Source organism: Variovorax sp. GW458-11-26-14-LB1, from assembly GCF_059423965.1.
The window spans coordinates 16,587-34,526 of record NZ_JBWKYW010000053.1 but is presented as its reverse complement, the minus strand read 5'-3'; the positions used below and the strand labels follow the sequence as shown (position 1 = coordinate 34,526).

Here is a 17,940-nt window from a genome sequence, read left to right as displayed (position 1 = left end):
AAATTTATCCGAACAGTTGAGATAGTTCAGGATCAGCGGGAGGGGGCGCAAGCTGCGCAACGGCACTATCGAGGTATCCCGGAACGGTACCAGAGTAGTAGAGGTTCGCAGCCGTTCGACCACGCAAGATCCCAGTGTAGACAAGCCGCTTTTGAGTTGCCCCCATCTTGTATAGCGCTTCGCAGCCGCCAATGTGCACAGCCCTGAACTCCCATCCCTTGCCTCCGTGTAGGGTGTCACTCCAGACTCGATCTTGTGGAAGGCCCGCAGACACGAGTGCCTGAGAGAACTCCGCTTCCTGTTCGCGTTTGGGAAAAAGAACACCTACCTTCTCGCCCGGATAGAGGTCTAGCTGTCCAGCGATTTTTTGGAGCATCGCATTTATCTGATCGGCGAATGTCGCCAATTCGTGAAGTTCGACTGAGGAGGGGCGAGCGTCCTCGTCATACTTGCATTCCCCTTTCATCGGTGGAAAGTTCACGTTGTCCTTCAATATGGCATCAGCAACCGTGCAAAGCTTAAAGCCGCTCCGATAGTGATACTTCAATGTGAGTGCGTTTTCCTGCACAAGTTGCTCCGGCAGACCAGTCGTATGCGTTACTCGATAAATCGATTGACGCGAATCTGCCGCAAGAACCAAACGCCTCGTAAGCTGCCGGAAGATGAGTAGCTCTGTGTCTGTATAGTCTTGAGATTCATCGACTAGAATTGCTTGATAAATTTCAGATATTTTCTTTGATTCAATTAAAGCCTTAACTTTTCCAGCGAGAAGATCTCGATCTTCCTGAAAATTTCCCGTTCGCTCGAAATCGACGCCGTATTCAACAAGAAGGTCGCGAAAAAACTGCATCCCGGTCACTACGCATTCAGGTTCAATTCCATACTGAATGCATCCCTCCTGCATAAATGTCTTGAGGCTTGAGGTAAAAACAACGATTCGAATGTCGCTTATTTTTTTGAACTTCAACCATCTTGCGCGAAGCAATAAGACATTTGTTTTTCCGGAGCCTGCCGGGCCACGAAGCAAGAAGCTTGCATCCTCTTTTTGACCTTGAATTGCCATGCCTTGTTCGGCATCGAGCTGTTTGTCATTAACCCAAAATGTGTGCGACATTTTTTCCTCGATTTATTGAGCTTCAATCATTTGTTCGGCAAGCTGAATTAAAGCTCTTTGACACAAGTCGGAGGCGGTCTCAACGGTAAAAGCCTCAGACCACGCAGAGTGTGATATTTCCTGCTCTTCTGTCGAGGCAATTAAAGTTAGATCGGTGGTCAATTGTGTGGACGGGCTCACCGCAAATATGATTTCTACGAGAAGAGATTTTTTGAAGAGTAAGTCTTCGTTTTTTTCAAAATGATACTTAAGGGTATATCTTGCATTCGTGCTTTGCTCGTGAGTCCCACTGAAACGAGGAAAGACGTCGGTAGTCATCAGGAATTGTCGGATTCGAAGAAAAGTGTCGCTTTGGAGTCTCCATAGCTCTTGAATTCTGTCTGGTTGCGGCTGCCCCGCCTTCTCTTCAGCCATTCGTATCTTCTCTTGGTCAGCGAGAACTTGCCTCAAACGAATGTCCAAAAGTTTTAGCGATGTTTCACCTCCGGTAGCTGGAGGCCCTGCGAACAAATCCCAATTCACGATTTTCAATCGCTCACGCCAACTTTTAACTAAGCATGCTCTCGCGACCTGAGCGAGCCACGACTCGCAATCAGGGGCATTAATTTCTGGAGCCCTGAGCCGTACGGCATCGTAAAGTCTTGCTCTCGGTGCATCAAAGCCTTGAAAAATTGGCTTCTTCATTAACATGTCGTGGAGTGTGGCCCCGATTTGATAATAAGAAATTGCCGTCCATGCGTTCAGGTCCGATCGGGCCTCATCTCTCCAGACAAATTCAGGCGGACTGTAACGAACGGATGCAACAAACTCATCTCCTGATAGCTGTTTTTCATCGGCGTTTTCAATGTCGCGAGTGGCAACGCCCAGGTCTAGTAGGGTCAATGTGGAAAAGTCTTCGCTAACCACAATATTCGCAGGCTTAATATCTCTATGAGCAAGGCCTCGATCATGCAAAAACCTTGCTGCCTCAGCTAACTGCTTTAAAAGAGGGGCAATTGCTTGACGTGGGAGGGTGTCAAGTACCTTATCGAGAGAGTTGCCTGGTACATATTCCATGGCCAGGTAAAGAGTCTGAGACTCTTCGTCGATCCCTCCTTCGTAAATCTCTACAAGATGAGGGTGATGTTTTTCACCAACTAGCCCGAGCTGCAACTCCAAGCGTTCGCGTTCCTCACCCAAGCCGTTTTTCTGAACGACTTCGGGAAAGAAAAGCTTTAAGGCAACCTCTCGTTCCTCTTGAGATGCCTTGTAGACAATGCCGTCGGCTCCACGGCCGATTTCGGTGCCAACATGCCAGCCTCGGAAAATTTGCCCATCAATTTTTCTTACGTCGATCACGCTCCAACCTCCTGTTTTTCTCATCGTAGCTCGCTGTTGCGCGAACTTGCCCCTTGGGTTACACCCATTTGACAGTTATTAAACGGTTGATCTACGTGGTTGTGATCGAGTCCGTAGATATACTGTTTGGTCGCGCAAAAAAAGCGTGATCGGGTTTGGAAGCCCGCAAAAAACCCCTGCGACGAAAGCCGCAGGACCCGCACATGGTCTGCGGCTTTTTCGTTCGCGCTGCTTTTTTAGGCGGCTCGGACGGGAGGGCGCGAGTCCTGCCGGTTTCTCTACAAGGGGTTTTCCGGTCTTCCAACCCGTTCGAGCTGCCGCCATCGTTTGGAAGCGGGGGCGTCGGTTGTGGCAAACCAAAATCCCTTCGGAGGCCGCACATGGCTGAATCTGCATCCGTCCCAGCGCAACCGAGCGCCCGTCCCACTTCTCCGACTTCCGACCTTGACGACCTCGCTGCCCAAGCCTGCGACGACGCCGACAACCTCAACGCTGTAATGCGCGCCTACACCGCCCTAGAAAAGCTCGTAGACACCAGCGGCCTGAACGACAGCGAAGAACTCACCCCCACCCGCACCGAACTGAGCGCCTTGCTGCGCCTGCTCAACGAAGCGTTGATGACGCGCATCGCCACCGTCAACGCAACAGCCGGCGCGGTACGCGATGCGCTGCAAGCGCACCCCTCGCTCAAGCCGGCCTAGCCCCCGGCGGCCGGCGTGAAGCCTCTGCCTCACGACCGGCTCGCGACCCTCAAGCCGCCTTCGTCTCCGGCAACGCCGCCGTCAACGCAAAGTCCACCAGCATCAACCACGTCTCTTCGAGCCCGGTGATGTTGTGGGGGTCCGAGTTCGACACGGCCTGCACGCGCACGGGCGCGCGCTGACCGGCTACGCTGCGCATCCCGTTCGCTTTCCAGCGTTCTCTCTTCTCCACGACAAAGCCGATGCCAGTTGCGCTCATTGCCGCCGACGACAGCACCAACAACAAACCCGAAGAGGCCACCTTCCTTCCCGCCGCCTGGACCCGCCTGCGCGACATGGTCGCAGCGCGAACCCCTGCGGACGGCCGCACCGACGCGCTGTACCCGGGCCTGCGCTGCTACCGCTTCTCACACCCGATCCGCTACGAGAAAACCCAGCGCCTCACGCCGGGCGTGGTGGTGGTCTTGCAGGGCCGCAAGACCGCGCACCTCGGCGGCGGCCGTTCGCTGGCCTACGGCGCCACGCAGTGCCTGGTGCTCGGGGCCGAGGTCGCGTGCCTCGGCACGGTCGTCGGGGCGAGCGCCGCGGCGCCGTACCTGGCCATTCATCTGGACCTGCCGCCCGACGTGCTGGTCAAGTCGGTCCTCGCATTGGCCGAAGGCGGCGGAGCACTGCCGGCCGAGCCCGCCCGCGTGCGCGAGCACTTCACGGCCCCGGTGGGGCCGGAGGTGGTAGAGGCCTTCGCCCGCCTGCTGCTGGCGGCCGATGACCCGGTGGACCGCCGCACGCTCGCGCCGCTGGCCGTCGAGGAAATCGTGCTGCGGCTGTTGCGCTCCGAGGCGGCCGCCGCCATCCGCAGCGCGGGCGCCGTCACCAAGGCCGGCGCGCGCATACAGACGGCCATCGCCTTCATGCGCCGCCATCTGGGCCGGCCGCTGTCGGTGGCCGAGATCGCGAGCCACGTCCACATGAGCCCCTCGCACTTCGCGCACAGCTTTCGCGAGGTGGCCGGCGTCACGCCGATGCGCTGCATTCGCGACCTGCGCCTGGAAGAGGCGCGCTCGCTGATGCTGGGCGCCGGGCTGCGCCCCGGCGATGCGGCTGCCAAGGTGGGGTTCGAGAGCGCGGCGCATTTCAATCGCGCGTTTCGCAGACGGTTCGAGACGACGCCTGCGGAGTACGTGCGGCGCATGCAGGCGGCGTGATGCCTGGGTGATCCCGGCGTGGCTGCGTGTGTCCTTCGCAGCCATGGTCAATTTCTTCGCAGCTTCGTGCCTAGGCGCGGGGGAGGGGGCTGGCTAACCTGCCTGCTCTCTCTTTTCATTCATTCATTGAATCCACAAGCCAACGCGAAGAAGAAATGTCCATGGACCCGATCAACGTCATCATCACTTTCGAAGCCAAGCCCGAGCGCGCGTCTGCGTTCGCGGAGCTCATGAACCAGGTCAAGCAGTCGCTGCCATCGGCGGATGGGTGCCGGGGTGTTCGGCTGTTCGGGCGCAGCGACAACGACTGCGTTTTCACGCTGGTCGAATCGTGGGCGTCGCAGGCGCACCACCAGGCGCACATTGCGGGCGCGGTGGCGTCGGGGGCCTGGGAGGCGCTGGCGGGGGAGTTGGCGCGGGAGCCTGTCAGCTGCTATTGCAGGGAGCTTTGAAAAAGCCCTGGCCGCTTGCGCTCCCTACGCCGCCTTCGTCTCCGGCAACACCGCCGTCAACGCAAAGTCCACCAGCATCAGCCAGGTCTCTTCGAGCCCGGTGATGTTGTGGTGGTCCGAGTTCGACACGGTCTGCACGCTCACGGGCGTGGGCCAGGCGGCGATGAGTTTTTCGGAGCGTTCGTGCGGCACCACGTCGTCCTTCGCGGCGAGCAGCACCTGGGTCTTGGCGGCGACTTCCTTGCTGTGCTCGATGGAGTTGAAGCGGTGCCGCAGCAACAGCGACAGCGGCACGAGCGGAAAGCGCTTCTTGGCGACTTCGAGCAGCGAGTCGTAGGGGGTGATGAGCTGCAGGCTCGCAAATTCCTGCCGCGCCACGAGCTGGATGGCCACGCCGGTGCCCAGGCTGCGGCCCACCACGTGCAGGCGCGCCTGCGGAAAGGCGCGGCGCAGGTGGCTGGCGAACTGGGCGGCGTCGGCCACGGAGGCGATCTCGGACGGCGCGCCCTGCGAGTCGGCCACGCCCCGGTAGTTGAGTGCCGCAAAGCCGAAGCCCTCGGGCAGCCAGTGCAGCATCTGCGCGGTGGCGCGCACGTCTTCGCCGCGGCCGGCGAAGTAGATGAACAGGTCCTGCAGCGCGTCTTCGCCCTGCGGGTGGTACACGTAGCCGCGCACCATGCCGCCGGGCACGGGGTGCGAGTAGGTCGAGAAGTCGTCCGACAGATGCACCACGGGCAGCTTGCGGGCGTTGAAAAGAATGTGGCCCTGGCGCGTGGCGAGCAGGGTCCAGTAGGCGGCCAGGCTGCCAATGGCGGCGGCCGAGGCCGACAGGGCAATGCGGGCAATCTTGGCTTGGGTGTTCTTCTGCAAATCAGGGCTCCCGGGAAAGTGGCGGCGTGGCATCGCAAGGGCAGGGCCCGGCCGGTGCACAACGCGCAAGGGGCGTAGTTTCACCGCGTTCGCGAGGCGGTGCGTTGCGAGGTGTATGGCCGTGGCGCGCGGCGCGCCGGCCGGGGGCTGAAGATAATCCCCGCATGATCGCCATCGACTGCTACTACAGCCTTTCCTCGCCCTGGGCCTACCTCGGCGGCCCGCAACTGCAAGACATCGTGCGCCGCCACCATGTGCAGCTCACGCTCAAGCCCTACGACTTCCAGGCGGTGGTGCCGCAGACCGGCGGCATTCCGCTGAAGACGCGCCCCGAGCCGCGCCGCACGTACCACGCGCTGGAGCTGTCGCGCTGGCGCGATTACCTCGGCATGCCGATGAACCTGGAGCCCGCGCACTACCCGAAGGGCGCGCCGACCGACCCGAACTGGAACAAGTACCCCGGCTGGATGGTGATCGCCGCCCAGCTGCAGGGCCTCGACGCGCAGCCGCTGTCGCACGCGCTGCTGCGCGCGCTGTGGGCCGAGGAGCGCGACACGGCGCAGGCCGCGGTGCGCATCGCGATCGCCGATGAAAACGGCTACGACGGCGCGGCGCTGCAGGCGCTGGAGCAGTCGGCCGAGGTGCTGGCCGTGTACCGCGCCAACAGCGCCGACGCGGTGGAAGCGGGCGTGTTCGGCGCGCCCACGTTCATCCTGAACGGCGAGCGCTTCTGGGGACAAGACCGGTTGGCGTTTCTCGACCGGGCGCTCGACAAGCTGCGCGCCGGCGGCTGAGCGACAGGCTCTCTTTTTTCTTCAGAGGAACGAGCGCGGCAGCAGCGCGGGCACGAGCGTGCGGTGCAGCCGCTCGCGCCACCAGCGCAGCGCCTGGCCCTGCGCGCCGGTCTTCCACGCGAGCCAGAAGGCTTCGGGTGCGCGCGGTTCCTCGGTCGGCAGTTCGACCAGCGTGCCGCGCGCCAGCTCGTCGGTGATGCAGGCGCGCGGCAAGAAGCCGTGGCCCAGCCCGGCGACCTGGCAGGCGACCTTGGCGGCCATCGACGGCACGGTGATGCGCGGCTGGCCGGCCATGAGGCCCACGGTGCGGTCCGACAGGGTGCGCGCGGTGTCGCCGACCACGATGGCGTTGCAGTCGATGAGGTCGCCGCGCTGCACGGGGCGCTTCAGCCGCGTGAGCGGGTGGGTGGGCGCCACGCAGAAGGCGAACGCCAGGCTGCCCACGGCCACGGCCTGGTGGCCGCCGCCGGCCGGGCCTTCGCCCGCGGCCACGACGATGTCGGCGCGGCCCTCGCGCAGCGCCTCCCAGCTGCCGGTGAGCGCCTCGCAGCCGATGCGCAGCCGCGTGCCGCAGCGCAGGTCTTCGAAGGCGCGGATGTCGTCCATGAAGGCCTGCGTGGGAATGAGCGAGTCGTGCACCAGCCGCAGTTCTGATTCATAGCCGGTGGCAATCTGCCGCATGCGCGATTCGAGGTCGCTCGCGGCGCCCAGCAGCCAGCGGCCTTCCTTGAGCATTTCCTCGCCGGCGGCGGTGAGGGTCACGCGCGGGCCGTTGCGCTCGAACAGCAGCATGCCCAGCTGCTCTTCGAGCTTGCCCACGGCGTAGGAGATGGTGGAGGGCACCTTGTTCAGCCGCGCGGCGGCGGCGGCAAAGGAGCCGTGGCGCGCGATGGCGTCGACGACCTCGATGGCTTCCAGGGTGAGCTTGAGCACGGGGCGTTCCTCGCAGGAAAAGCAATGATCGAAAACTTCGATCATTGATGGTGAAAAGTTTCGTCGATGGGGCCCTGTGTGCACCGGATGATTCAGCCCACGCCAAGGAAATTCCCTCCGAAAGCGATTGTGAACCGAATCGAATATCCACGCACCCAAATTTGCCGAAGGAGCCTTTCATGACCGTCCAAGCCACCCCCACCGCCGGCGCCAAGCTGCTCACCCCCACCGACCACACGCTGGTGATGATCGACTTCCAGTCGCAGATGGCCTTTGCCACGCACTCGATCGACGCCGTGAACCTGCGCAACAACGCCGCGCTGGTGGCGCAGGCGGCGGCCGGCTTCAAGGTGTCGACCATCCTCACGACGGTGGCCGAGAAGAGTTTTTCGGGCCCGATGTTCAGCGAGATCACCGACGCCTTCCCCGGCCAGAAGATGCTGGACCGCACCTCGATGAACACCTGGGAAGACGCCGCCGTGATCGAGCGCGTGAACGCCATCGGCAAGCCGCGCATCGTGCTGGCGGGCCTGTGGACCAGCGTGTGCATCGTGGGCCCGGCGCTGTCGGCGCTGGACCAGGGCTTCGAGGTGTACGTGATTGCCGACGCCTGCGGCGACGTGTCCACCGAGGCGCACAACCGCGCGATGGAGCGCATGGTGCAGGCCGGCGCGCAGCCGATGACCTCGCTGCAGTACCTGCTCGAGCTGCAGCGCGACTGGGCGCGTGGCGACACCTACGAGTTGACGACCGGTATTGCGAAGAAGGTGGGCGGCGCCTACGGTCTGGGCGTGACGTACGCCAAGACGATGTTCGGCGCCCACGAGGGTTGAGCGCAGCGCACCCGCAAGGCCGACCGACCATGAAGACCTATGTCGTTTCCCTCGCGCTCGGCCTGCTGGTCGGCGTGATCTACGCGCTCTTCCAGGTGCGCTCGCCGGCGCCGCCGGTGATCGCCCTGGTGGGCCTGCTGGGCATCCTGCTCGGCGAGCAAATCCCGCCGCTGGTGCGGCAGGTGTTCGACCGGCCGGCCGCCACCTCGTGGCTGCATGACCAGGTCAAGCCGCACGTGTTCGGCGAGCTGCCGACCTGCGCGCAGCCCGGGGCGGTGAAGTCTGCCGCCGCCGGCAGCCGCCCGTCCGAACGGAGCGACGCATGAACGCTCCCGACCCGCAACGCCGCCACTTCCTGGGCGCCCTCGGCGCCCTTGCCGCCACCACCCTCGCACCCGCATCCACCATGGCCACCACCCAGACCCCCGACCTCATCCTGCGCAACGGCCGCTTCACCACGCTGGACCGTGCCAACCCCACGGCCGACGCGGTGGCCATCAAGGACGGCCGCTTCACCCGCGTGGGCCGCGCCGAAGACGTGCTGCCGCTGGCCGGCAGCCACACCCGCGTGATCGACCTGCAGGGCCAGCGCGTGCTGCCGGGCCTCATCGACAACCACCTGCACATCATTCGCGGCGGCCTGAACTACAACATGGAGCTGCGCTGGGACGGCGTGAAGAGCCTGGCCGATGCCATGGGCATGCTCAAGCGCCAGGTGGCGATCACGCCTGCGCCGCAGTGGGTGCGCGTGGTGGGCGGCTTCACCGAGCACCAGTTCGTCGAGAAGCGCCTGCCGACCCTGGCCGAGCTGAACGCGGTGGCGCCCGACACGCCGGTGTTCATCCTGCACCTGTACGACCGCGCACTGCTCAACGGCGCCGCGCTGCGCGCCGTGGGCTACACCAAGGAGACGCCCGCGCCGCCCGGCGGCGAGATCGTGCGCGACAGCGCCGGCAACCCCACGGGCCTGCTGCTGGCCAAGCCGAACGCGGCCATCCTCTACGCCACGCTGGCCAAGGGGCCGAAGCTGCCCTTCGACTACCAGCTCAATTCGACGCGCCACTTCATGCGCGAGCTCAACCGCCTGGGCGTGACCGGCGCCATCGACGCGGGCGGCGGCAACCAGAACTACCCCGACGACTATGAAGTGATCCAGAAGCTGCACGACGACGGGCAGCTCACGATCCGCCTGGCCTACAACCTCTTCACGCAGAAGCCCAAGGCCGAGAAGGACGACTTCCTGAACTGGACCGCCAACTCCAGGTACAAGCAGGGCGACGACTACTTCCGCCACAACGGCGCGGGCGAGATGCTGGTGTTCTCGGCGGCCGACTTCGAAGACTTCCGCCAGCCGCGCCCCGACATGGCGCCCGAGATGGAAGGCGACCTCGAAGGCGTGGTGCGCATCCTGGCGCAGAACCGCTGGCCCTGGCGCATGCACGCGACCTACGACGAAACCATCAGCCGCTCGCTTGACGTGTTCGAGAAGGTCAACAAGGACACACCGCTGGCCGGCCTGAACTGGTTCTTCGACCATGCCGAGACGATTTCCGAGAAGTCGATGGACCGCATCGCCGCGCTGGGCGGCGGCGTGGCGGTGCAGCACCGCATGGCCTACCAAGGCGAGTATTTCGTGGAGCGCTACGGCCCCGGCGCGGCCGAGGCCACGCCGCCGGTCAAGAAGATGCTGGAGCGCGGCCTGAAGGTGTCGGCCGGCACCGACGCGACGCGCGTGGCCTCGTACAACCCGTGGGTGTCGCTGTCGTGGCTGGTCACGGGCAAGACGGTGGGCGGCATGCAGCTGTACCCGCAGCGCAACTGCCTGGACCGCGAGGCGGCGCTGCGCATGTGGACCGAGAACGTCACCTGGTTCTCGAACGAGGAGGGCAAGAAGGGCCGCATCCAGGAAGGCCAGCTGGCCGACCTGGTGGTGCCCGACCGCGACTTCTTCGCCTGCGCCGAATCGGAGATTGCCGACACCACGGCGCTGCTCACGATGGTGGGCGGCAAGGTGGTCTACGGCGCCGGCCCGTTCGCCGCGCACGACGAAGGCGGCCTGCCGCCCGCCATGCCCGACTGGTCGCCCGCGCGCACCTTCGGGGGCTATGCCGGCTGGGCCGACACGGCCGAGGGCGCACCGCTGCAGAAGGTGATGCGCAACGCCGCGATGTCGTGCGCCTGCGCCAACGACTGCAACGTGCACGGCCACAGCCACGCGACGGCCTGGAGCAGCAAGCTGCCCATCGCCGACCTGAAGAGCTTCTGGGGTGCGCTGGGTTGCGCCTGCTGGGCGGTGTGATGAAGGCCATGCACTGGACCCTTTCGCCCGCCGTGCGCTGGATCGCCTTGCTGCTGCTGTGCGCGGCCTACCTGCAGGGCGGCCTGAACAAGGCGCTGGACTTCAACGCCGCCATCGCCGAGATGAACCACTTCGGCCTGGCGCCGGCCGGCCCGCTGGCCGTGGCGGTGATCGTGCTGGAGCTGGGCGCCGCGGCGCTCATCCTCACCGGCTTCTGGCGCTGGCTCGGCGCGCTCGCGCTGGGCGGCTTCACGCTCATGGCGACCTTCGTCGCGCTGCGTTTCTGGGAGATGCCGCTGGGGCAGGAACGCTTCATGGCGGCCAACTCCTTCTTCGAACACCTGGGCCTGGTCGGCGGCTTCGTGCTCGTTGCCTGGCTCGACCTCAAGGAGCGCCACGATGACTGAGCCCCAAGCCAAAGCCGCCGGCGCGTTCGCGCCGCTGCGCCAGCCGGTCTTCGCCGTGCTGTGGGCCGCCACGGTGCTGGGCAACATCGGCAGCTTCATGCGCGACGTGGCCAGCTCGTGGCTGGTGACCGACCTGTCGGCCAGCCCGACGGCGGTGGCGCTGATCCAGACGGCGGCGACGCTGCCGATCTTTTTGCTGGCGATTCCGGCGGGGGTGCTCTCGGACATCCTCGACCGCCGGCGCTTCCTGATCTTCGTGCAGGTGCTGCTGGCCGCGGTGAGCGGCACGCTGCTGCTGCTGTCGCACACGGGCACGCTCACGGTCGAGTACCTGATTGCGCTGACCTTCGTGGGCGGCATCGGTGCGGCGCTCATGGGGCCGACCTGGCAGTCGATCGTGCCGGAGCTGGTGCCGCGCAGCGAGCTCAAGGGCGCGGTGGCGCTGAACTCGCTGGGCATCAACATCGCGCGCTCCATCGGGCCGGCGGCGGGCGGGCTGATCCTGGCGAGCTTCGGCGCGGCCGCCACTTACGGGCTGGACGTGCTGAGCTATGTGTTCGTGATCGCGGCGCTGTTGTGGTGGAAGCGCCCGGCGGCGGTGGACAGCGGGTTGTCCGAGAACTTCTTCGGCGCCTTCCGCGCCGGCCTGCGCTACACGCGGGCCAGCAAGGAGCTGCACGTGGTGCTGCTGCGCGCGGCGGTGTTCTTCCTGTTCGCCAGTTCGGTGTGGGCGCTGCTGCCGCTGGTGGCGCGCCAGATGCTCGGCGGCACGGCGAGCTTCTACGGCATCCTGCTCGGCGCCGTGGGCGCGGGGGCCATCGGCGGCGCGCTGGTGATGCCGCGGCTGCGTGCGCGGCTCGATGCCGACGGCATGCTGCTGCTGGCCTCGCTGCTCACCGCCGCGGTGATGGGCGCGCTGGTGTTCGCGCCGCCGCAATGGCTGGCGGTGCCGATGCTGGGCGTGCTGGGGCTGGGCTGGATCATTGCGCTGACCACGCTCAACGGGGTGGCGCAGTCGATCCTGCCGAACTGGGTGCGCGGGCGCGGGCTGGCCGTGTACCTCACGGTGTTCAACGGCGCCATGGCCGCCGGCAGCCTGGGTTGGGGCCTGGTGGCGCAGCAGATCGGCGTGCCGGCCACGCTGGTGGCGGGCGCCGCGGGGCTGGTGGTGATGGGGCTGGTGTTCCATCGCGTGCGGCTGCCCGCCGGCGAGGCCGACCTGCAGGCCTCGAACCACTGGCCCGAGCCGCTCCTGGCCGAGCCGGTGGCGCACGACCGCGGGCCGGTGATGATCCAGGTCGAGTACCGCATCCGCAAGGAAGACCGGCCGGCGTTCCTCGATGCGATGAAGCGCCTGTCGCTGGAGCGCCGCCGCGACGGCGCCTACGCCTGGGGCGTGCACGAGCACACGGCCGATGCCGAGCGCGTGATGGAGTGGTTCCTCGTGGAGTCGTGGGCCGAGCACCTGCGCCAGCACCACCGCGTGTCGCACGCCGACGCCGACCTGCAGGCCGAGGCGCTGCGCTTTCACATCGGCCCGGGCAAGCCCGAGGTGCATCACTTCCTGGCGCTCTGAGCGGCGCGGATTCTTTCTCTTTCCCTTTCACCCTTTCGTCCATCTCAAGGAAAAACCATGACCACACTGACCCTTCGCGACGGCACCGAGCTCTATTACAAGGACTGGGGCAGCGGCCAGCCCATCGTCTTCAGCCACGGCTGGCCGTTGAGTGCCGACATGTGGGACGCCCAGATGCTGTTCTTCGCCGAGCGCGGCTACCGCGTCATCGCGTTCGACCGCCGCGGTTTCGGCCGCTCCAGCCAGCCCTGGACCGGCTACGACTACGACACCTTCGCCGACGACATCGCCGAGCTGATCGAAACGCTCGACCTCAAGGACGTGATCCTGGCGGGCTTCTCGATGGGCGGCGGCGACGTCACGCGCTACATCGCGCGCAAGGGCAGCGCGCGCGTGGCGAAGCTGGCGCTCATCAGCGCGGTGACGCCGCTGTTCATGAAGACGCCCGACCATCCCGTGGGGCCCGAGGCGTCGCTCTTCGCGGGCATCCGCGCCGGGCTGGCCGCCGACCGGGCGCAGTTCATCGACGACTTCAGCACGCTGTTCTACGGCACCAACCGCCCGGGCGCGAAGGTGTCGCAGGGCGTGTTCAAGCAGACGCTGCAGATCGCGCTGCAGGCCTCGATCAAGGCCACCATCGACTGCGTGACGGCGTTCTCCGAGACCGACTTCCGCCCCGACATGGCGAAGATCGATGTGCCCACGCTGGTGATCCACGGCGGCGACGACCAGGTCGTGCCCTTCGAGGCCACGGGCAAGCTGGCGGCCGAAATGATCAAGGGCAGCCAGCTCAAGGTGTACGCCGGCGCGCCGCACGCCACCTGCACCACGCACGCGGCGCAGGTCAACGCCGACCTGCTGGCGTTCATCCAGGGCTGAGGCCGGGTGTGTCGAAAGGGCCGCGCCCTGCGGCCCTTCCGGCGCGAAGGGCGGCGCCGGTGGCGATAATCCGGCGATGCGAATCCGCTTTACCAAGATGCAGGGAGCCGGCAACGATTTCGTCGTGCTGGACGAAACGCGCGGCACGCTGGGCCTCACGGCCGCGCAGTACCGCTTCCTGGCCGACCGCCATTTCGGCGTCGGCGCCGACCAGATCCTCACGGTGCGCCCGTCGCCCGCTGCAGGCATCGACTTCCAGTACGTGATCCACAACGCCGACGGCGGCGAGGTGGAGCAGTGCGGCAACGGGGCGCGCTGTTTCATGCGCTTCGTGAGCGAGCACGGCCTGACCGAGAAGAAAGACGTGCGCGTGCAGACGCTGGCCGGCGTGATCGAGCCGCGCATGGGCGACGACGGCCGCGTGACGGTCGACATGGGCGCCCCGGTCTTCGAGCCGGCGCGCGTGCCCTTCGACACGGCCGGGCTCGACCCGCAGCACGAAGGCGCGTGGCAGACCTGGCACCTGGCGCTGGGCACCCGGGCCGGCAGCGCTATCGTTTCGGTAGCGGTGCTGTCCATGGGCAACCCGCACGCGGTGCAGGTGGTCGACAACGTCGACACCGCGCCCGTGGCCGAGCAGGGCCCGCAGATCGAGCACCACCCGCGCTTTCCGCAGCGCGTGAACGCGGGCTTCATGCAGGTGGTCGACCGCACCCACATCAAGCTGCGGGTGTTCGAGCGCGGCGCCGGCGAAACGCTGGCCTGCGGCACGGGCGCCTGCGCGGCCGTGGTGGCGGGCATCCGCCTGGGGCTGCTGGATTCCCGTGTCGACGTGCAGACGCACGGCGGCATTCTCACGATCGAGTGGCAGGGCGACGGCCGGCCGGTGCTCATGACAGGACCGGCCACGACGGTGTTCGAGGGCGAGATCGACGTGCCCGACATTTCGGAACAGCCATGACCCAATTCACCCACGACAACAACGCCATGAACCCGATCACCGAAGACGACATCGCGAACTACCTGTCGAACACGCCCGACTTCTTCGAACGCCATGCCCAACTCCTGGCGCAGGTGCAGCTCACCAGCCCGCACGGCAACCGCGCCGTGAGCCTGCAGGAGCGCCAGGCCGAGATGCTGCGCGAGAAGATCAAGGCGCTGGAACACCGCCTGATGGACATGGTGCGCCACGGCACCGAAAACGTCGTCATCGCCGACCGCCTGCAGCGCTGGACCAAGGGCCTGCTGACCACGCGCGACCCGCGCAGCCTGCCGTACCGCATCGCGGTCGACCTGCAGTCGCTGTTCCTGGTGCCGCAAACGGCCATCAAGGTGTGGGACTGCGGCACCGAGTACCTGAACGAAGCCTATGCCCAGTGGGTGAGCGACGACGTGAAGGCGCTGGCCACCTCGCTCACTTCGCCGTACTGCGGGCTCAACGCGGGCTTCGAGGCGGCCAACTGGCTGCCCGAGCCGCAGGGCGCCGCGTCGATCGCGCTGATTCCGCTGCGCCCCGACGCCGAGTCGCCGGCCTTCGGCCTGCTGGTGCTGGCCTCGCCGGACGCGCAGCGCTTCAACGCCGAAATGGGCACGGACTTTCTCGAGCGCATCGCCGAGCTGTCGTCGGGCGCGCTGTCGCGGCTGCGCCCTTGAGCCGTTCCGCGCGAAGCGGGTGGCGCCGCCGGCCTTGGCTGACCGGCCTGTGCGTGGTCTTGCTGGCCGGCGTGCTGACGTATGCCGCCATCGCGGGCGTGATCTGGCAGCGTGCCGAGGCCGCACTGGCCGGCCCGATGCCGCGCGCGGCCGACGTGGCGCTGGTGCTGGGCAACCGCGCCTACCTCGACGGCAAGCCCAACCCCTGCCTCACGGGCCGGGTCGACCAGGGCATCGTGCTGGCGCGCGCGGGTCGCGCGCAGACGCTGGTGTTCTCGGGCGGCGTCGACGTGGAAGACGGCCGCATCGAGGCCGAGGTGATGCGCGACCACGCCACGGCCGAGGGCTACACGGGGCCGATGGTGCTGGAGTCGGTGTCGTCGTCCACGCGCGCCAACCTGTCGCTGTCGCGCACGGTGCTCGAAGCCAATGGCGTGCGCAGCGTGATCATCGTGTCGGAGCCGTACCACCTGTGGCGCATCGAGCGGCTGGTGCGTGCCAGCGGCTTCGACCAGGCCTTCGACGTGCAGTACGCCGCCGCGCCCACCTCGTGCTGGCGCCGCTGGGGCATGCTGTTCAAGGGCGCATTGCGTGAGCCCGCCGCCATCGTGAACAATGCATCGCTCGGTTATCTGTTCTAGCTAGCGCGGGCGCCGCGTGGCGCACGGAGCACGACTACACCATGGAATGGATCGACAAATACCTCGAACACGTGCGCGTGGAGCGTCGGCTCGCGCCGCGCACGGTCGAGCTGTATGCCTTCCACCTGCGCGCGCTGACCGACCACGCCGCCGAGGCCAACCTGCCGCTGGACCGCGTGCAGACCGCCCACATCCGCCGCTGGATGGCGCAGCTGCACAGCGCCGGGCGCGAGCCGCGCGGCATTGCGCTGGTGCTGTCGTGCTGGCGCAGCTTCTACCGCTGGCTCGGCCATGAAGGGCTGATTGGCTTCAACCCGGTGCAGGACGTGCACGCGCCCAAGGCGGGCCGGCCGCTGCCGAAGGCGCTGGGCGTGGACGACGCGGTGCGCCTGGCCGAGCTGTACGACCCCGATGCCGACCCCTGGACCGAAGCGCGCGACGGCGCCATCGTCGAAATGCTCTACGGCTGCGGCCTGCGCGTGAGCGAGCTCACGGGGCTCGACGCACAGGCCAGCGCCACGGCGCTCGGCTGGGTCGATCTCGACGCCATGGAAGCCCACGTGCTCGGCAAGGGCAGCAAGCGGCGCAGCGTGCCCGTGGGCAGCAAGGCGGCCGAGGCGCTGCGCGACTGGCTCGCGGTGCGCGGCGAGCGCCAGGAGCCGGCGCTGTTCGTCAGTGCGCGCGGCGCGCGCATGTCGTCGCAGGCGGTGTGGAAGCTGCTGCGCGAGCGCAGCCTGAAGGCGGGCCTGGCCGCGCCGGTGCATCCGCACATGCTGCGCCACTCGTTCGCGAGCCACGTGCTGCAGTCGAGCAGCGACCTGCGCGCGGTGCAGGAGCTGCTGGGCCATGCCAACATCGCGACCACGCAGGTCTACACGCGGCTGGACTTCCAGCACCTGGCCAAGGTCTACGACGCGGCGCATCCGCGCGCCAAGGCCCGGCCGGACAAGGACGGCAAGTAGCCACGGCCCGTCGCCTGCATCGTTTTCTTTCGTCTTTCATTTCTTCTTTCATTCATCTCCCATGAAAACCCTCCGCCTCAAGCCGGGCAAGGAGCGCTCGCTCCAACGCCGCCATCCCTGGGTCTTCGAATCCGCCATTGCGCGCGGCGGCGCGGACTCGGGGGAAACGGTGCGCGTGGAGTCGCACGACGGCCACTTCCTCGCGTGGGCGGCCTTCGGCCCCACCTCCAAGATCCGGGCGCGGGCCTGGAGCTTTGACGAGAAGCAGCGCATCGACGCTGCTTTTTTTTCCACCGTCTGCGCGCGCGCGGTGCATGCGCGCGGCCTGTTCGACCTGCAGAGCGACGGCGTGCGGCTGGTGCACGGCGAGGCCGACGGCCTGCCGGGGCTGATCGTCGACCGCTATGGCGACACGCTGGTGGCGCAGTTTCTGTCGGCCGGCGTGGAGCGCTGGAAAGACGTGCTGGCCGATGCGCTGCTCAAGGCCACGGGGCTCACCAGGCTGTATGAGCGCTCCGACGCCAGCGGCCGCGAGCGCGAGGGCCTGAAGCCCGTCACGGGCTGGCTGCGCGGCGAGGGCCCGACGCAGATCACCATCCGCGAGCACGGCTGGCAACTGTCGCTGGACATCGCCACCGGCCACAAGACCGGCTTCTACCTCGACCAGCGCGACAGCCGCCAACGCTTTGCCGAGCTGGCGCAGCACCGGCGTTTTCGCCGCGTGCTCAACTGCTTCTGCTACACGGGCGGCTTCACCGTGGCGGCGCTCGCGGGCCTGAAGGCCGCCGGGGCGCTCGAGGGTGCCTCGCTGGTGTCGGTCGATTCGTCGCAGCCCGCGCTCGAGCGGGCGCGCGCGCACCTGGCGCTCAACGGTTTCGAGGGGCAGGGCATTGCCACGGAGTTTCTCGACGCCAACGTGAACACGGTGCTGCGCGAGTTCATCGACCAGGGCCGCACCTTCGACGCCATCGTGCTCGACCCGCCGAAGTTCGCGCCCACGGTGGCGCACGCCGAGCGCGCGGCGCGTGCCTACAAGGACATCAACCGCCTGGCGCTCAAGCTGCTGGAGCCCGGCGGCGTGCTGCTCACGTTTTCCTGCTCGGGCGGCATCAGCGCCGACCTGTTCCACAAGATCGTGGCCTCGGCGGGGCTGGACGCGGGCGTGGACGGCTACATCGCCGAGCGCCTGGGCGCCTCGCCCGACCACCCGATGACCATCGAGTTCCCGGAAGGGGAGTACCTGAAGGGGCTGGTGGTGGTGAGAAAGCCCCTGTGAACGAGGG

The 17,940-nt window shown here is 66.3% G+C and carries 20 protein-coding genes; 15 read left to right on the top strand and 5 right to left on the bottom strand.

The genetic code is table 11. The features are described 5' to 3' along the window. Positions 1-4 precede the first annotated feature (4 nt). Together AC07YS_RS26425 and AC07YS_RS26420 are read right to left on the bottom strand one after the other, a co-directional pair. The gene (locus AC07YS_RS26425) at positions 5-1,114 is read right to left on the bottom strand and encodes a UvrD-helicase domain-containing protein (RefSeq protein ID WP_495269146.1); all 1,110 of its coding nucleotides are present in this window, start codon (positions 1,112-1,114) and stop codon (positions 5-7) included. 12 nt (positions 1,115-1,126) lie between these two features. Further along, positions 1,127-2,452: a serine/threonine protein kinase gene (locus AC07YS_RS26420; RefSeq protein ID WP_495269145.1), complete on the bottom strand. Its 1,326-nt coding sequence runs from the start codon at positions 2,450-2,452 to the stop codon at positions 1,127-1,129. A 380-nt stretch (positions 2,453-2,832) separates the two neighbouring features. On the opposite strand from AC07YS_RS26420, the gene AC07YS_RS26415 reads away from it, so the two are divergent. Next, positions 2,833-3,153, top strand: coding sequence for a hypothetical protein (locus AC07YS_RS26415; protein ID WP_495269144.1), 321 nt, complete (start codon positions 2,833-2,835; stop codon positions 3,151-3,153). Positions 3,154-3,202: 49 nt separating this feature from the next. Here AC07YS_RS26415 and AC07YS_RS26410 read toward each other — a convergent pair whose 3' ends face one another. Beyond that, positions 3,203-3,412 (bottom strand): hypothetical protein, encoded by a 210-nt coding sequence (locus tag AC07YS_RS26410; protein WP_495269143.1) that lies wholly within the window; start codon positions 3,410-3,412, stop codon positions 3,203-3,205. Here AC07YS_RS26410 and AC07YS_RS26405 point away from each other — a divergent pair. Together AC07YS_RS26405 and AC07YS_RS26400 are read left to right on the top strand one after the other, a co-directional pair. Beyond that, the gene (locus AC07YS_RS26405; protein WP_495269142.1) at positions 3,396-4,358 is read left to right on the top strand and encodes an AraC family transcriptional regulator; all 963 of its coding nucleotides are present in this window, start codon (positions 3,396-3,398) and stop codon (positions 4,356-4,358) included. The genes AC07YS_RS26410 and AC07YS_RS26405 overlap by 17 nt on opposite strands. Positions 4,359-4,519: 161 nt before the next feature. Next, a complete protein-coding gene (locus tag AC07YS_RS26400; RefSeq protein ID WP_492686310.1) occupies positions 4,520-4,810 on the top strand; it encodes a putative quinol monooxygenase in 291 nt (96 codons plus the stop codon). A 24-nt stretch (positions 4,811-4,834) separates the two neighbouring features. On the opposite strand, the gene AC07YS_RS26395 is transcribed toward AC07YS_RS26400, so the two are convergent. Continuing rightward, positions 4,835-5,680 carry an alpha/beta hydrolase gene (locus tag AC07YS_RS26395; protein ID WP_235944225.1) on the bottom strand — a complete coding sequence of 282 codons (846 nt, stop codon included), beginning with the start codon at positions 5,678-5,680 and terminating at the stop codon, positions 4,835-4,837. A 164-nt stretch (positions 5,681-5,844) separates the two neighbouring features. On the opposite strand from AC07YS_RS26395, the gene AC07YS_RS26390 reads away from it, so the two are divergent. After that, a complete protein-coding gene (locus AC07YS_RS26390; RefSeq protein WP_070060143.1) occupies positions 5,845-6,474 on the top strand; it encodes a 2-hydroxychromene-2-carboxylate isomerase in 630 nt (209 codons plus the stop codon). A gap of 21 nt (positions 6,475-6,495) precedes the next feature. On the opposite strand, the gene AC07YS_RS26385 is transcribed toward AC07YS_RS26390, so the two are convergent. Next, positions 6,496-7,407 carry a LysR family transcriptional regulator gene (locus tag AC07YS_RS26385; protein WP_056575757.1) on the bottom strand — a complete coding sequence of 304 codons (912 nt, stop codon included), beginning with the start codon at positions 7,405-7,407 and terminating at the stop codon, positions 6,496-6,498. Between the two features lie 179 nt (positions 7,408-7,586). Here AC07YS_RS26385 and AC07YS_RS26380 point away from each other — a divergent pair, with 179 nt between their 5' ends. The 11 genes from AC07YS_RS26380 to AC07YS_RS26330 all read left to right on the top strand — a co-directional run bounded on the left by AC07YS_RS26380 (position 7,587) and on the right by AC07YS_RS26330 (position 17,933). Beyond that, positions 7,587-8,240, top strand: a complete 654-nt coding sequence (locus AC07YS_RS26380) for a hydrolase (protein WP_062474264.1) — start codon at positions 7,587-7,589, stop codon at positions 8,238-8,240. A gap of 29 nt (positions 8,241-8,269) precedes the next feature. Beyond that, positions 8,270-8,566, top strand: coding sequence for a DUF1427 family protein (locus AC07YS_RS26375; protein ID WP_159273859.1), 297 nt, complete (start codon positions 8,270-8,272; stop codon positions 8,564-8,566). An 80-nt stretch (positions 8,567-8,646) separates the two neighbouring features. Beyond that, the gene (locus AC07YS_RS26370; RefSeq protein WP_495269159.1) at positions 8,647-10,539 is read left to right on the top strand and encodes an amidohydrolase; all 1,893 of its coding nucleotides are present in this window, start codon (positions 8,647-8,649) and stop codon (positions 10,537-10,539) included. 8 nt (positions 10,540-10,547) lie between these two features. Continuing rightward, positions 10,548-10,946: a DoxX family protein gene (locus tag AC07YS_RS26365; RefSeq protein WP_495261897.1), complete on the top strand. Its 399-nt coding sequence runs from the start codon at positions 10,548-10,550 to the stop codon at positions 10,944-10,946. Continuing rightward, complete coding sequence (locus AC07YS_RS26360; RefSeq protein ID WP_495269141.1) at positions 10,939-12,522, top strand: MFS transporter; 1,584 nt, start codon at positions 10,939-10,941, stop codon at positions 12,520-12,522. The genes AC07YS_RS26365 and AC07YS_RS26360 overlap by 8 nt, the downstream gene beginning before the upstream one ends. Before the next feature lie 57 nt (positions 12,523-12,579). Beyond that, positions 12,580-13,401 carry an alpha/beta fold hydrolase gene (locus tag AC07YS_RS26355; protein WP_495269140.1) on the top strand — a complete coding sequence of 274 codons (822 nt, stop codon included), beginning with the start codon at positions 12,580-12,582 and terminating at the stop codon, positions 13,399-13,401. Positions 13,402-13,477: 76 nt separating this feature from the next. Further along, positions 13,478-14,362 carry a diaminopimelate epimerase gene (dapF, locus tag AC07YS_RS26350; protein WP_492686305.1) on the top strand — a complete coding sequence of 295 codons (885 nt, stop codon included), beginning with the start codon at positions 13,478-13,480 and terminating at the stop codon, positions 14,360-14,362. Then, the gene (locus tag AC07YS_RS26345) at positions 14,359-15,054 is read left to right on the top strand and encodes a DUF484 family protein (RefSeq protein WP_062474254.1); all 696 of its coding nucleotides are present in this window, start codon (positions 14,359-14,361) and stop codon (positions 15,052-15,054) included. The genes dapF and AC07YS_RS26345 overlap by 4 nt, the downstream gene beginning before the upstream one ends. Continuing rightward, positions 15,051-15,695, top strand: a complete 645-nt coding sequence (locus AC07YS_RS26340; RefSeq protein ID WP_489059354.1) for a YdcF family protein — start codon at positions 15,051-15,053, stop codon at positions 15,693-15,695. The genes AC07YS_RS26345 and AC07YS_RS26340 overlap by 4 nt, the downstream gene beginning before the upstream one ends. Before the next feature lie 41 nt (positions 15,696-15,736). Then, positions 15,737-16,657, top strand: coding sequence for a tyrosine recombinase XerC (locus AC07YS_RS26335; RefSeq protein ID WP_495269139.1), 921 nt, complete (start codon positions 15,737-15,739; stop codon positions 16,655-16,657). Between the two features lie 61 nt (positions 16,658-16,718). Further along, entirely contained in the window at positions 16,719-17,933 is a 1,215-nt protein-coding gene (locus AC07YS_RS26330) for a class I SAM-dependent rRNA methyltransferase (protein ID WP_489059351.1), read from the top strand. Positions 17,934-17,940: the final 7 nt, after the last annotated feature.